The 13,443-nt window shown below is 32.7% G+C and carries 13 protein-coding genes; 2 read left to right on the forward strand and 11 right to left on the reverse strand.

Going from position 1 to position 13,443, the window contains the following annotated elements; all coding sequences use genetic code 11:
• Positions 1 to 24 precede the first annotated feature (24 nt).
• The 8 genes from CLOCL_RS18570 to CLOCL_RS22705 form a co-directional block, all read right to left on the reverse strand.
• The gene (locus tag CLOCL_RS18570) at positions 25 to 2,514 is read right to left on the reverse strand and encodes an ABC transporter permease (RefSeq protein WP_014256754.1); all 2,490 of its coding nucleotides are present in this window, start codon (positions 2,512 to 2,514) and stop codon (positions 25 to 27) included.
• A 103-nt stretch (positions 2,515 to 2,617) separates the two neighbouring features.
• A complete protein-coding gene (locus tag CLOCL_RS18575) occupies positions 2,618 to 3,454 on the reverse strand; it encodes a DUF4097 family beta strand repeat-containing protein (protein WP_014256755.1) in 837 nt (278 codons plus the stop codon).
• Positions 3,451 to 4,035 carry a DUF1700 domain-containing protein gene (locus tag CLOCL_RS21335; protein ID WP_052306620.1) on the reverse strand — a complete coding sequence of 195 codons (585 nt, stop codon included), beginning with the start codon at positions 4,033 to 4,035 and terminating at the stop codon, positions 3,451 to 3,453. Before CLOCL_RS21335 ends, CLOCL_RS18575 begins: the two co-directional genes overlap by 4 nt.
• Positions 4,022 to 4,354: a PadR family transcriptional regulator gene (locus CLOCL_RS18585; RefSeq protein ID WP_014256757.1), complete on the reverse strand. Its 333-nt coding sequence runs from the start codon at positions 4,352 to 4,354 to the stop codon at positions 4,022 to 4,024. The genes CLOCL_RS21335 and CLOCL_RS18585 overlap by 14 nt, the downstream gene beginning before the upstream one ends.
• A gap of 298 nt (positions 4,355 to 4,652) precedes the next feature.
• Entirely contained in the window at positions 4,653 to 4,793 is a 141-nt protein-coding gene (locus tag CLOCL_RS22695) for a hypothetical protein (RefSeq protein ID WP_169313368.1), read from the reverse strand.
• An 81-nt stretch (positions 4,794 to 4,874) separates the two neighbouring features.
• Positions 4,875 to 6,152, reverse strand: coding sequence for a hypothetical protein (locus tag CLOCL_RS18590; protein WP_014256759.1), 1,278 nt, complete (start codon positions 6,150 to 6,152; stop codon positions 4,875 to 4,877).
• A gap of 22 nt (positions 6,153 to 6,174) precedes the next feature.
• Positions 6,175 to 6,312: a hypothetical protein gene (locus tag CLOCL_RS22700; protein ID WP_014256760.1), complete on the reverse strand. Its 138-nt coding sequence runs from the start codon at positions 6,310 to 6,312 to the stop codon at positions 6,175 to 6,177.
• Positions 6,313 to 6,405: 93 nt separating this feature from the next.
• The gene (locus tag CLOCL_RS22705; protein ID WP_014256761.1) at positions 6,406 to 6,552 is read right to left on the reverse strand and encodes a hypothetical protein; all 147 of its coding nucleotides are present in this window, start codon (positions 6,550 to 6,552) and stop codon (positions 6,406 to 6,408) included.
• Positions 6,553 to 6,972: 420 nt separating this feature from the next.
• Here CLOCL_RS22705 and CLOCL_RS18595 point away from each other — a divergent pair, with 420 nt between their 5' ends.
• The gene (locus tag CLOCL_RS18595; RefSeq protein WP_014254024.1) at positions 6,973 to 8,262 is read left to right on the forward strand and encodes an IS110 family RNA-guided transposase; all 1,290 of its coding nucleotides are present in this window, start codon (positions 6,973 to 6,975) and stop codon (positions 8,260 to 8,262) included.
• A 267-nt stretch (positions 8,263 to 8,529) separates the two neighbouring features.
• Here the strand turns inward: CLOCL_RS18595 and CLOCL_RS22710 are convergent, their stop codons facing one another.
• Complete coding sequence (locus CLOCL_RS22710) at positions 8,530 to 8,667, reverse strand: hypothetical protein (RefSeq protein ID WP_014256762.1); 138 nt, start codon at positions 8,665 to 8,667, stop codon at positions 8,530 to 8,532.
• Between the two features lie 225 nt (positions 8,668 to 8,892).
• Between CLOCL_RS22710 and CLOCL_RS18605 the strand changes: the two genes are divergently transcribed.
• Positions 8,893 to 10,045, forward strand: a protein-coding gene (locus tag CLOCL_RS18605) for an IS3 family transposase (RefSeq protein WP_027622199.1) whose coding sequence is annotated in 2 segments (ribosomal slippage) — positions 8,893 to 9,159 and positions 9,161 to 10,045 — 1,152 coding nt in all. Because the reading frame shifts where the segments join, the coding sequence is not laid out codon by codon here.
• Between the two features lie 1,006 nt (positions 10,046 to 11,051).
• Here CLOCL_RS18605 and CLOCL_RS18610 read toward each other — a convergent pair.
• Together CLOCL_RS18610 and CLOCL_RS18615 are read right to left on the reverse strand one after the other, a co-directional pair.
• Positions 11,052 to 12,455, reverse strand: a complete 1,404-nt coding sequence (locus CLOCL_RS18610; RefSeq protein WP_014256763.1) for a cobyrinic acid a,c-diamide synthase CobB — start codon at positions 12,453 to 12,455, stop codon at positions 11,052 to 11,054.
• A gap of 287 nt (positions 12,456 to 12,742) precedes the next feature.
• A complete protein-coding gene (locus CLOCL_RS18615) occupies positions 12,743 to 13,387 on the reverse strand; it encodes a class I SAM-dependent methyltransferase (RefSeq protein WP_014256764.1) in 645 nt (214 codons plus the stop codon).
• Positions 13,388 to 13,443 lie beyond the last annotated feature (56 nt).

Consider the following 13,443-nt stretch of genomic DNA (forward strand, 5'->3'; position numbering starts at 1 on the left):
ATAGCTCCACCGTTCAATGGAGCGTTACTCATATTTCAAAGATTCTAAAATATTAAGCCTTGAAGATTTTAATGCCGGGCTTATAGAAGCTAAAATATATATACAAATTCCAATTGTCAAAAAAATCAATGGTACTGTTAAGGAATAATTTATTGGAATAGGTTGATATGAAGCATATAAAACTTTTGACACAATTGATATCATCAAAATTCCTAAAGAAACACCAAGTATTCCACCTATCAGTCCTCCTGTAAATGCTTCAATAAAAATAATTTTTATATTCTGTGCTTTACTCATTCCTATCGAGCGAAACATTGCCAGTATCCTCTTTCTTTCAATAAAACTTACTAACAAATTGTTCACAACTCCAAGAACACCAATCAAAAATGATAGAACAGAAAATCCCTGGACACCGGCTAAGATTTGAGCAGTACTGCTTTTTATAGAGTATTCTATTTGTTTTACCGTTTTCGCAACTGCTTTATATTTTACAAGCTCATTTCTTATTTTTAAGGCAATCTTTTCAGGGTCATCAGATGTTTTCACATAAATAGCAGAATAGTATTTACTACCCGTATCTGCTTTAAGGTATTTTGAAGATATAAGAGCATAATCCCCGCTATTGATTAACGAATTAAAAAAACCGACAACTTTATATGCGTACTTACCTTTTGGCATTTCCAACCAAAGTATATCTCCTATTTCTACATCAAATTGGTCCTTTAGCGCCTTCGTTAATAATATACTTCTTTCCTTATCCAATCTTTCTAAGATCGACTTATAATCTCCATATACATTAAATTTTCTATATTCAGGAAACATACTTTTATCTATACTATCTATTTGCGCTATTCTTGAATCTTTATTAGTAACCTTGACATCGTGCACCTGATATATCCCACAGGTATCCGAAACTCCGTCTATCTTTCGGACGATATTTTCCAAATTTCTATCTGCATTTTGCGCAGACATCATAATATCGAAATTTGTACTTTTTGTAAAAGCATAGCTTGTTTCTTCAATCATACTGTTGCTTGTAACAAAAATCATCATAATCACAGCAATGCCCATTGTCAGGAGGGAAATGTTATTAATTATGCTTCTATTCTCTCTTAAGTTCTTAGCAGCAATAATGCCTTCGTTAGAAAAAATAAAAGTATAAATTTTTTCAAAAAGTTTCACAAAAAGGTTAGTAGCAGTATCAACAAGCATAATCACCGCAATTATGCAAAGTAATATACACATTAAGTCAACATTTAAAGCAATCTGTTTTGGTACTGTTACGGGCAATACTACAGAGCAAATTAGAAATACAGAACCCAAAACAGGCTTTATTCTTGTCTTATTTTTTGAAAAAACAATTTCATTTAATATAATATCTTTAATAGGTATTTTGCATATCTTATTTATTGGAAAAATTGACCCCATAAAGCATAGTAATATAGCAATTGCAAAAGTCATGAGGATCTGACTTATATTGTAATTTATTGTTACGGTTGATTTCACCCCTGATGAAGTCATAAAATATACTATTGTATATAGTATGATATTTCCCAGCTCAAATCCCAGAATTCCTCCTACTAAGCCATAAACAAGACTTTCAGCCAAAAGCAAAAAATTCATCATTTTTCTTGTAGCCCCAATACTTCTAAATGTGCCAATTACAGGTATTCTATCCATTACTATAACCTTGAATGAAGAATATATAATAAAAACACTTATTAAAGATACAACCATACTCATTAACAAAAATGCAAGCGATATATCTGATAAGTTTCTCTTATATTCTTCTTTTGAAATCGCTTCTCTTACCGAATATCCGTTATACAACTTACCAAGTTCATTAATATACTTTTGTTTATCATTTTCATCCTTTAGTTTTATATAAATTGTATTAACTCTATTTTCAGCCAAATAAATATGCTGTAATGCATCTATGGGAACAACTGCAAATAGTGATGTACTATTCGTAAAAGGTCCTGTAGGATTCGCTATACCATTTATTACAAATTTCTCTTTTTTTCCATTAATCTCAAGTGTAATTGTATCTTTCAACTTCAGTGAATACTTTTTGGCAGTATAACTACTTATTATTATCTGTTTTCCAATAAATTGATTAATTTGGCAGCTATCACTAAATTTAAAAGGATTTATTCGCTGCAAATCATCGATGTCAATTCCTTGCAGTCTAAAATCGACCAATTCATTCTCACCGTACTTATATATTCCTGTAGTAACAATAGCCCCAACTATATACTCAGCTGAATGCATAATTTTTTTTGCCCTTGTCATGCTAAAAAAAGGTTCTTTGCTCTTCTCATTAGTTTCTATCACAATATGTGTGTTCCCATAAAACTGTTTCATGCGTTCTTCAAACATCTTCACCAAACTATTCGAAAGTGCAACAGAAGAAAAAAATATAGCTGAAGAAATCGCTATTGATAATACAATCAGTATCGTACGGAGTTTCTTTTCCATAGTATTTTTAACCAAGAATTTTATAAGTATTGTCAAAACAGAAACCTCCTATATTTCACTCCTAATTAGTCAAAAAAGCTAATATATGCAATTTAAAGTTTATTGCCAAAAAGCCAAGTCACAATCTCTGAACTATAGTTTACTTTGAAATTGATATATCTCCAGATTCGGAACAAATTACAATTTTATTTTCAGAATTCCCAACGCCTCCAATCAATTGATTTTCTGTCGAGTTAATTAATTCCATAGGATAACTATTGTTTATTTTTCCCGTTATAGTTTTTGCCTCCAAACTAAACTCTGAGTTTTCTGGTACAATTAATTCCGTATTTCCAGAAGATGTTTCTATGTTAACAATATTGTCAAAGCATTTATATGCTATACGCACATCCCCAGCATCAGATTTTACATTCACATTACCACTAAAATTACTGAATGTAACCTTACCTGAAGAAGTCTCTACAAATACATCCTTAATCGCAATGTTGTCGAGGTTAATACTTCCTGAATCAGAATAGTACATAAATTTATCAACAGCAAGTTCCTTTAATATTACATCAGCTGATGATGCGCTAATTGAAATAGTTTCTTCATATTTTTGGGGAATGTCTATAAAAAGAGAGAGGTCATTTTTGTAGTACAATGTCCATGCCTTTTTTCTATTTACTTCTATCGTTAATTTGTCACTTTCTTCTTTGACTAAAAGTTGAGGAATAACCTCTTTGTTAGTTGATACAACCTCTCCGGAAAAAATGATTTTAACTGAATTTGAATCAACCGGATTAAAATATACATTCGCATCATCTGCGTCTATAATAATCTCTTTTATACCATTAATTTCTAACGTTTTTTCTTGATTAATCATAGTTTTCTCGGAACTTTCCAAAAATCCAAACCTCTGAGCTATACTCAATCCACCAGCAACAATAAATGAAATTGCTGCAACAACCGTTAAAAACAATATTACTTTTCTCATTTTTTATTGCCTCCCATGCCGTATTTTTCAGCAACACTCTTTAGAAATCTTACAACCTTTCCAATTATAAATTTAACTATAACAATATTTATCAAAAATAATAGAATCCCCGTTGTTACCAAACCGGTTGATAAAAATATTTCTCTTAATCGGTCCACACCATTGATTGCAATAGACGAATTCACAAACGAGATAATAATTACAATCAACAAAATCATGCCTTTAATAGTTATAGTTAATGAAAAAACAAATAAACCAAGCAAAATACAAAAAAGGAAAAACAATGTAGGGAAAACAATGATAAAACTCATCAATCCTAAACCTGCGACTGTGTAAAAAGCTCTTAAAATGTTCGGAATAGAGTTTTTTTGTTCTGCCATTCTCAACGAATAGTCAGCTATGAATTGCTTTGCCACAACTTCAGGATTTCCAAGAAACTCACATATTTCTTCTTCATTTCTCCCTTCCTGAATACCAATATTAAAATACTCCTCATAATCTTCTATTATGTACTTTTGCTCATCTTTCGGCAGTTTTTTTAACCGTCTAGATAAAATATTCATATACTCACTTTTTTTCATACGTCCTCCCGTTATTCTTAACAATATTGTTTACCCTTTCAACAAATTGGAACCATTCTTTTTCAAGCTTTTTTTTCGCCTCAATTCCTAATGGAGTTATCTTGTAATATTTCCTTGGGGGACCATCTATTGGTTCCTTCATATATGTTTCAAAATATCCATCATCGTATAACCTTTTAAGAAGAGGATATATCGTCCCATTGGACATTTCAATTTCCTCTGAAATTTTGTTAACTATTTCATATCCATAATAATCCCTTTCTGCAAGTAATGATAATACACACAATTCTAATACTCCCTTTTTAAACTGTATATTCATTTTCCACCTTCGTAAAATAATTTATAAAAATAAACTATCTTTTAATGCAATATAGTGAAGTAAACTATCTTTTAATATAGCATAGTCTTACATACACTGAATTGTTACTTAATAAAATACTTTCACTTTCTATAATATGACCCAATCAATAAATATTGACTATTTATTAATAATTTATCACATTCATTATTTTATAGCAATAAATTACAAATAATAAACTATATTACTAAATATATAATATTAAAATTCGAGGAGCGGGAAAGCAAAATATAAAGCAAGCATAAGCAATATACTATTTTTATTCAAAAAAAACTTCTATACAATATTGAGATGGACAGAAAAAATGTAACCAACAAGCCAACTCACATCTTTCTTCAGTCTCTTGTGCTATTCTTTCTTCTAACAAACTATCTTCATTTAAATTAATACTCTCATTCATAGATGTAATCATCCAAATCACCTCGAAATTTAAACATATTGAATTTCCCTCTCCTCAAATTTTTAGCAATTAATATCCTAACTAGTATTCTATATTACTCCTCCGTACTGATTTTTTTATATCATTTACAAGGCTAAATATTCCCTGAATTAAAGCCTTTGAAGTTGTAAAGATAATTCTTATTAATAGGATAGTTGTAACAACCAGTGCAACATTATTAATAAAAGTATAAAAAATGTTCTTAACATTCATGTCTATTGCATCAATTGCATTAATTACATTATATAACTTTGCAATTGTCATCATACTTACATTTGCAATTCCAAAAGTAAAAGAAGTCATAAAGATAATACTCGCTAAAACATATATGATAAAAAACCTCTTTTCTTTTTCTTTTATATCTCTAATAAAAACATCTTCTTTTTCTGTATTAATTCCAAATATATTTCTTATCCGTAAGGACAGAAACTTCTTTGTTGCATCATGCAAGTTAGGAATACCCATCAAATCAGACAACATCCAATAGCCATCCATTTTTATAAATGGATTAAATGTTCCTACAAAAAATAATATTCCAAGCAGAGCACCCAAAATTAATGAAATATTATCAATTATCATGCCTATTAAACACATTAGTACATAAAAAACAAACTGAAAATAAACTCCTCCTATATCAACAACAGCTCTTTGAGTTCTTTTTAAATGCCAAACCTTACTAACATCAGCATAAAAGCAAGGATATGTAAAATAAAAGGCAAATCCAATATCTCCCGGCTTTATATTGTAATGCATACATGCAGAAGAATGCCCTAACTCATGAAATATAGTACTTATATATACAATAATCAACGGCGAAATATAGTCTAAATTATTCATTGTAATAATTGAATATAAATTAATACCTTTATTATTTAAATATATAATTGAGTACGCAATAACTAATACACCAATAATTATAAAAGGAATTACAACCTCTCTATTAAAAAGATTAGATAAGAATCTAAACTTTTCAATATTTTCGCTTTTTATCAAAGGAATTTTCATCCACAAATACGCAGATGATTTTTTCTTTTTTACTGTATCATGAGTTCCTTCCAAAATACCTCTTTTAATCAAAAATTTCTCAAAAACTTCGCTAACCTCTTTTTCATCTACATTTCTACCTAATATGACAGACAGCTCCTTAGCAATATTTTCTATTGTCCTCTTGCCATCTATCAAATTTATAATATGATATAAGTAGTCAGTTATTTGCCAACGTTTATTTTCGCAGACAAGCACAAACGTTTTATTTTTATTGCTAGTATCAAACTCTTGAATGTAAACACAATCTTTTAGCTTTGGCACATTCTCATTCATATTTACCTTCCATTTCTTTAATTTAGCTATACATTATACAAAATTCTTTGCAATACATCCAGCAGCCAAGTTCAATTCTTTCCTCTAATTCCTGCTCTATTCTCTCTTCAAGAACAGTATAAATTCTTTCCACTTCAAGGCTTTCATTTAATTTCTTCATTTTTCCGATTCATCCCCTTTTAATTCAATAAAAATATTATTTTCTTGTTATAATTTTATGGGGAAGGTAAACATATACTATTTAGTTAAACTACTAGCTTTCACCATTGTAAGCAACACAATCTTTTGCGCCACAATAAATCCAACATCCTAGTTCTAATCTTTCTTCCAACTCATTTGCAAGTCTTTCCTCTAATGCAGAATTATCATTGATGTTAAAATTCTCATTTATTGATTTCATTATTTTATTTCACCTACCTTGTACAATTAATATTGTATTAAATCAGTGACCGAAGCCACTGTTCGACCCATTAAAATTCATTGTTAACATAACACTTCAAACTTCATTCTTTTCTAAACATCAAGCACATCATCCGGCTTCACATCTTAGCCATTTTGCCAGCAACTGTTGGCCTGAACCTTGACAATCATGTATAATATCTTCCGGACTTGGAAGGTGAGTGTTTCACCTCCTGGGACGGACCTTAGCGGGCCGATTACCCGTAAGAAAGAGTATTTATCCATTCCGGTAAGTCTACATGATTTGGCTGGTTGAGGCCAGCTCTTTGGCTGGTTCCTCGTGTCACATGCAAGGTTGTTTGCTTACATGGGAAGGAATGGAGGCTTTTAAGTCCATTAATCTTAAAAAGGAGGCATTTTAATGAATTTCAGACCCATTGCAGGAATTGATGTGGGTAAGTTCTTCAGTGAAATGGCGATTCTTTCTCCTACCAATGAAGTGGTTGCCCGCATGAAGATTCACCATGATTCCAATACCGACGTTGAAAGAGCCGTTGAATTGCTTAATAAAACGGAAAAAGATTTTGCTTCAAGGCCTTTCATAGTCATGGAATCCACCGGGCACTATCACAAAATCCTTTTCCATTCACTTTGTAAAGCTGGATTTGAGGTTTCGGTAACAAACCCCATCCAAACTGATTCTATCAAAAATATTGGAATCAGAAAAGTGAAAAATGATAAAGTGGATGCCCGGAAAATTGCCCTACTCTATAGATTTCAGGAACTTAAGTCAACCAACATCCCCAATGAGGATATTGAGTGCCTAAGGAGCCTATGTCGCCAGTACTACAAACTGAGTGATGAGCTTACCGCCTACAAAAACAGGCTTACCGGTATTGTTGACCAACTCATGCTTAACTTCAAGGATGTCTTCTCCAATATATTTTCAAAGGCTGCTATGGCTGTCCTGGAGGAGTATCCTACTCCTGCCCATATTCTTAAGGCTGACAGGAACAAGCTGATTTCACTGATTCAGAAGAAATCCCGCAAAAGTCTCAAATGGTCAACTGCCAAGTATGAGCTTCTGGTCTCCAAGGCCAGAGATTTTGCACCTCTGAGCATTCATAATGCCTCAAATGTTATTATGCTGGGCGTATATATCTCCATGATCAAAACCTTGGAAGAAAGCCTGGAGAAAGTCCTTAAGTCCATTCGTCTACTGATTGCTGAAGATATGGCGAAGGATATGCCCATGCTGGCATTGACGCTTGAACTTTTGCAGAGCCTGCCAGGTATAGGCCTTCTCTCTGCTGCTACTATTCTTGCGGAGATTGGAGACTTTTCAGCCTTTAAAAAGCCAGGCAAGCTGGTTGCTTATTTCGGCGTTGACCCCTCTGTCATGCAGTCCGGAGAGTTTACCGGCACACGGAACAAGATGTCTAAGAGAGGTTCAAGGCTGCTTCGCAGGGTGCTTTTCACAATTGCTCTTGCTAATATCCGTACCAAGCGGGATAAGACAGCTTGCAACCCTGTGCTGCTGGAGTTCTACCAACAAAAATGCCAGAGTAAGCCTAAGAAAGTAGCTTTGGGAGCTGTTATGCGCAAGCTTGTTTGTATCATCTTTGCTGTCCTAAGGGATAGGAAACCTTACCAGTTACGCAGCCCCCAGGAACACGCTCAAATGCTTGCAGCAAAGCATACAGCAGCTTGATAGTACTGTACTTGATGTTCAGTTTTCAAAGAGCAACTTGCTATTTTAGACCAGCTATTTTATGTCTACCTCACCTAGGTGGTCTTGTTGTCATGCGTTTCATTAACGTCAGGAGCCTAAAAAAATTTCTCAAAATTTTTATTATAAACTCTTGACTTTAATTAGCTGGTCTTTCATTCAGAATATATTTGTTTTATTATTTAATCCAGCACAGTTCGTAGAACCCAACTCTTTCTTCTTAATGCAGAATTACCATTGACTATTTTATCAATTATACATAGCACAATTTTCTTGACCACAGTAAAACCAACATCCAAGTTCTAATCTTTCCTCCAACTCATTTGCAAGTCTTTCCTCTAATATAGAATTATCACTAATATTTAAATTTGAGTTAAGAGGTTTCATTACCTATCTCTCCTTTCTAACTGTAGTATGTATATGAATAATCCTTGTATATGTATAACCCTTCCCCATAAATTTCACTCATTAAGTTTAGGTAATGTTTTTTGAATAAAGCAAGTGATACCTATATTACACTTTCCTGAAGTAGTCTATTATAGGTCTCAAGCAAATATAATGATACCATAAATTAAGACAGACAAAACGGTCAAAATAAGTTAGAATAGAAATATGAAAACGAGAAGAAAGTTTACACCAGAAGAAAAAGCAAAAATAGTGATTGAGGTCTTAAGGGAAGAAAAGACGCTGAATGAGATAGCTGCCGAATATGAAATTCATCCTAATCAGCTAAGTCGCTGGAAGGCAGAATTTATAAGCAATGCAGGCAGAGTTTTCAGTAAGGAAACTGATGAAGTAGAGAAGGTCAAACAGTCGTATGAGAAGGAGAAGGACGAACTGCTTAAGCAAATTGGCCAACTTTCATATGAAGTTGCCTGGCTTAAAAAAAAATCTGGCCGACTCTAAGTCCCGGGAAGACCGCATGAAGATGATTGAGAGAGAAGAAAAGAAATTAAGCATAAAAAGGCAAGCTGAACTGTTAGGTATTAATCGTACAAGCCTTTACTACAAGCCAGTACCGGTAACAGATGAGGAATATCTAATAAAACGTATTATTGATGAGGTATACACGGTTCATCCGGAATATGGCTATCGCAGGATGACAAATATCCTACACCGGGATTACCACATACAAATCAATAGGAAGCGTACACGGCGATATATGAGGGAAATGGGGATTCACGGTTTCTGTCCCGGGCCTAATCTTAGCAGACGTCTGCATAACAAATATTTGTACCCGTATTTGCTAAGAGACTTAAATATAGATCATCCCAACCAGGTATGGTCTATAGACATAACATATTGCCGTCTTAAACGTGGATTTATGTATATGGTAGCTATAATAGACTGGTATTCCCGGTATATTGTTGGATTTGAGTTATCAAATACTTTAGATAGGACATTTGTATTAGAAGCGATAAAAAAGGCAATCAAACGATATGGTAAACCTGAAATTATGAACAGCGATCAAGGTAAACAGTTTGCCAGTGAGGATTACATAAAATTACTAAAGAGTAATAATATAAAAATTTCAATGGATGGGAAAGGACGAGCCTTGGATAATCAAAGGATAGAGCGTTTTTTTCGAACTTACAAGTGGGAGATGCTTTATCATGAAGATTGTGAAACGGGTCAGCAACTTCGGCAAAAAACGAGGGAATATATTGAATATTATAACAACAAGAGACCACATCAGTCACTAGGCTATAAAACGCCGTCAGAATATTATTTTGGGATTAACAAAGAGATTAAGGCAGTAGTATAAAACCTTGGGGCTCTGCCCCAAACCCCGTCCTCGCCGGAAGGCAGCCGGTCTGTCATAACAGACCGGGAATCAAAAGGATATATAACCATTGGATGTCAAGGGGCAAGATGAACTCGCATATGCTCGCCCTTGACATCCATCCGACAGAGTACCTTAAGGTAGATATTATACAAAAACATAGAAAGGAGAATCTAACTTAGAAAAGCTAAAAATTTGTCTTGACAATGGGGGTCATTATAGATTCTCTTTTTTATTTATTATTTCAAAATTATTTCATAAAGATAATCTAGAGCTACTAGTTTCTAGTCATTCAAATACTTTGTACTATCCTTCGTCAGATAACGGGTACTTTTCAAAATTTTATTCCTACAACATATAAATTCATCTTATTACTTGAATTAGTCTTTAATGTTCCAATAGAAAACGTGCCTTTTGATATAAAAACAGCAAATTATATGTATCAAATTACTTAATTAATTCATTTCCATCTCGATATGTTATAAATTCTATACAATCTAATAGTTCTTTAAGCCCACCGATTTTTTGAAGACTTTTATAATGTCAACTATTTCACGTTATAGTATAGTAATGTGAATTTCTTGGGTATTTTTAGGTTGTATAACTCCGATACCTTTATAATTTTTGCAATATTTTTTTATTTTAAAGGTATTCCTTCTATACTTATTTTTAAAGATAATTATATTATTGTTTCATTAATATTTATTATCTTTTACTTGCAAGGTGAAATTTCGAACTTATAAAACCTTCATACAAGCATCTATAATCCCTTCATCAAATATCACTTTATTATCAAGTTTAAATATCATTAGTATTTGATATATTTATATTAACACAATATTTCTTAGACATGAATGATTAATCTATGCAAATATTTACAATCAAGCAAAAAAATAGCCCCATTAGGGACAAAGAATTGAATCAGTTTGCCTTACTGCTAATTATTGCCAATTGTACAAATATCTAAACATATAATTTTCTAAAACTATCAAATTGCAGTGACAACATCAGTACTATATTTTATGCAGCTGTCTATAAAATTCTGAGCAAAACTCGGATTGCACCAAAAATGAATTTGTGGATAGGATGCCAGCATATTATAAACGCTAAAACCGCCTCTCCAAATTATTGGCTTCTTCTCACAGCATTTCTTTTGGATTGTATAGCAAAGTGTTATATCTTCAGATGATATATTTATATTTGAACGGTGGAATTCATGTCCTCTTATTCTGCCGCCCTTGTTGGACAAAATATTATCCCTGATAACTTCAATATCGACATATCCAGATTTGTAGATTTCATTGGATATTCCGCAATAACCGTTAAGCACTTCTGCCATTGTAAATTTTTCATCCTTTTGATGTTCCACATATTCGCTTAAGTACAATAAACTGTCTCCTTCAGCATATGTGGGAATACCTTCAACTATTTTTCTTTTGATATCCCTAAGAAGGGTCTTATTTTCCTGAAGCTCTTTTAAATAAGCTTCAAGGTTGCCTCCTCCGAAATATAAACCTGCGATATCCTTCGGAAGTATTTCATCCACCAACGGACTGAAATATACTATTTCAGCCCCCATAATTTCCAGTAAATCAAGGTTATCCTTATAATAATAGCTAAAAGCTTTATCCTTCGCCACAGCAATTCTTACTTTCTTATCTGAATTTCTGTCAAATAAAAATTTTGTAGAATTCAGATACGAAACATCAGGCCGATTTGACATCTTTATAATAAGGTCCACATCTATAGTTTTAATAACCTGTTCCACCAGTATGCGAATTTTTTTCTTCAGATCTTCCAAATCCTCTTCAGGTACAAGATTCAAATTTTCAGAAGGCAAATTGTCCATTTTCGGCAGATAGCCGAAAACTTCCAAGCCAGTTCCGTTTTCTATAGCAGTTTTCAAAAACTCATAATGAGCTTCGCTTTCAACTTTATTCAAAATCACACCGATTATGTCAAGATTTTTGTCATAATCCACATAGCCATTTATCAGCGGAACAATACTTAAGGATATGCCTTCCGCATTGACAACAAGTATGACTGGAGAGTTTACTATTTTAGCCACATGGGCGGTGCTTCCCACAATTGTATTTTCCCCAATGCCGTCATATAATCCATTCTCACCTTCAATTACAGATATATCAGCATTTGCGGCATTTTTCTCAAACAGATGGACAACAGTATCTATATCCAACATCCAACTGTCAAGATTGCGTGAATCCTTACCTGTAATGAAAGAATGCAACAAAGGAATAATATAATCCGGGCCGACTTTAAAAGGTTGAACATCAAGCCCCATTACATAAAGAGTAGCTAAAATCCCCATTGTAACAGTGGTAATTCCGCAACCACTATTAATACCTGCAATTGTTATTTTTCTAACAGTCATAAATTTTTCCTCTTAGCTTAGTACATTTTCCTTTTCCCTTATAAATCACATATAAAGAAATAAAACAAATTTACAGAATCAATTTCTTAATATTTATGCTTATTGAAGTGTCGTTTTAATCATACTGTTATCTTTAATTATACTAATTTGTTTTGAATTTTTAAATAGAACTTAGAAATTTTTTTAAATTTATTCTATTTTATACTGCACATCTCTTACACCTTTTGTAATATTTTCAATTAATGAATAATATATCCTCTCACTCAATTGATTTATTATAAATAAAACTATATTTTCATGGTACAAAAGACTGTAAAATCATTATTCAGATAACCTCTTACCACTTCAATGCTGTCTACCTGAGGATACTGTTCCAATAACATTGAAACCACTTGATTGTGGTCATAATAATAATACGTATCTTCTTTGTCCGGTGAATTCCGGTCAAGTAGATTAAAAACCACCTTTTCTTTTGACAATTCCGCAAAACGCCCGAAAGCCTTTTTGAGGAAATCCATATTGTTACCCATATTTAAATTGAATATCCCTGAAGTATATACAATATCAAAACTTTTCCTTTCAAAAGGATGCTGTTTAAAAATATCCATGCAATAAAATTTGCCGGGTAAATTCTTTCTTTTCACACTTTCAATCATATCCTCAAGAATATCCACACCGGTATATTCTATATTTATGCCCTTATCTATAAGATATTCGAGAAGATTTCCAAGTCCGCATCCAACATCCAGGATTTTCTTGTTTTTTATATCAACGTTTGAGGTAAATATCTCAAACCTCATATATTGGGCCTCTTTGCTCTCCCATCCCAGAACCTCAAAATCCGGCAGGCCCTTTCCTATTTTAGGTTTATAATATGCTTCAATATGTTTCTTTCTATCTAATTTTGATTTAGCTTTACAATTACATTCCATATACATCTCTCTCCGAAACTATGAATTACTTACTATTATACCCCAAAACAATACCT

This window comes from Acetivibrio clariflavus DSM 19732, assembly GCF_000237085.1.
Classification (GTDB): Bacteria; Bacillota; Clostridia; order Acetivibrionales; family Acetivibrionaceae; genus Acetivibrio; species Acetivibrio clariflavus.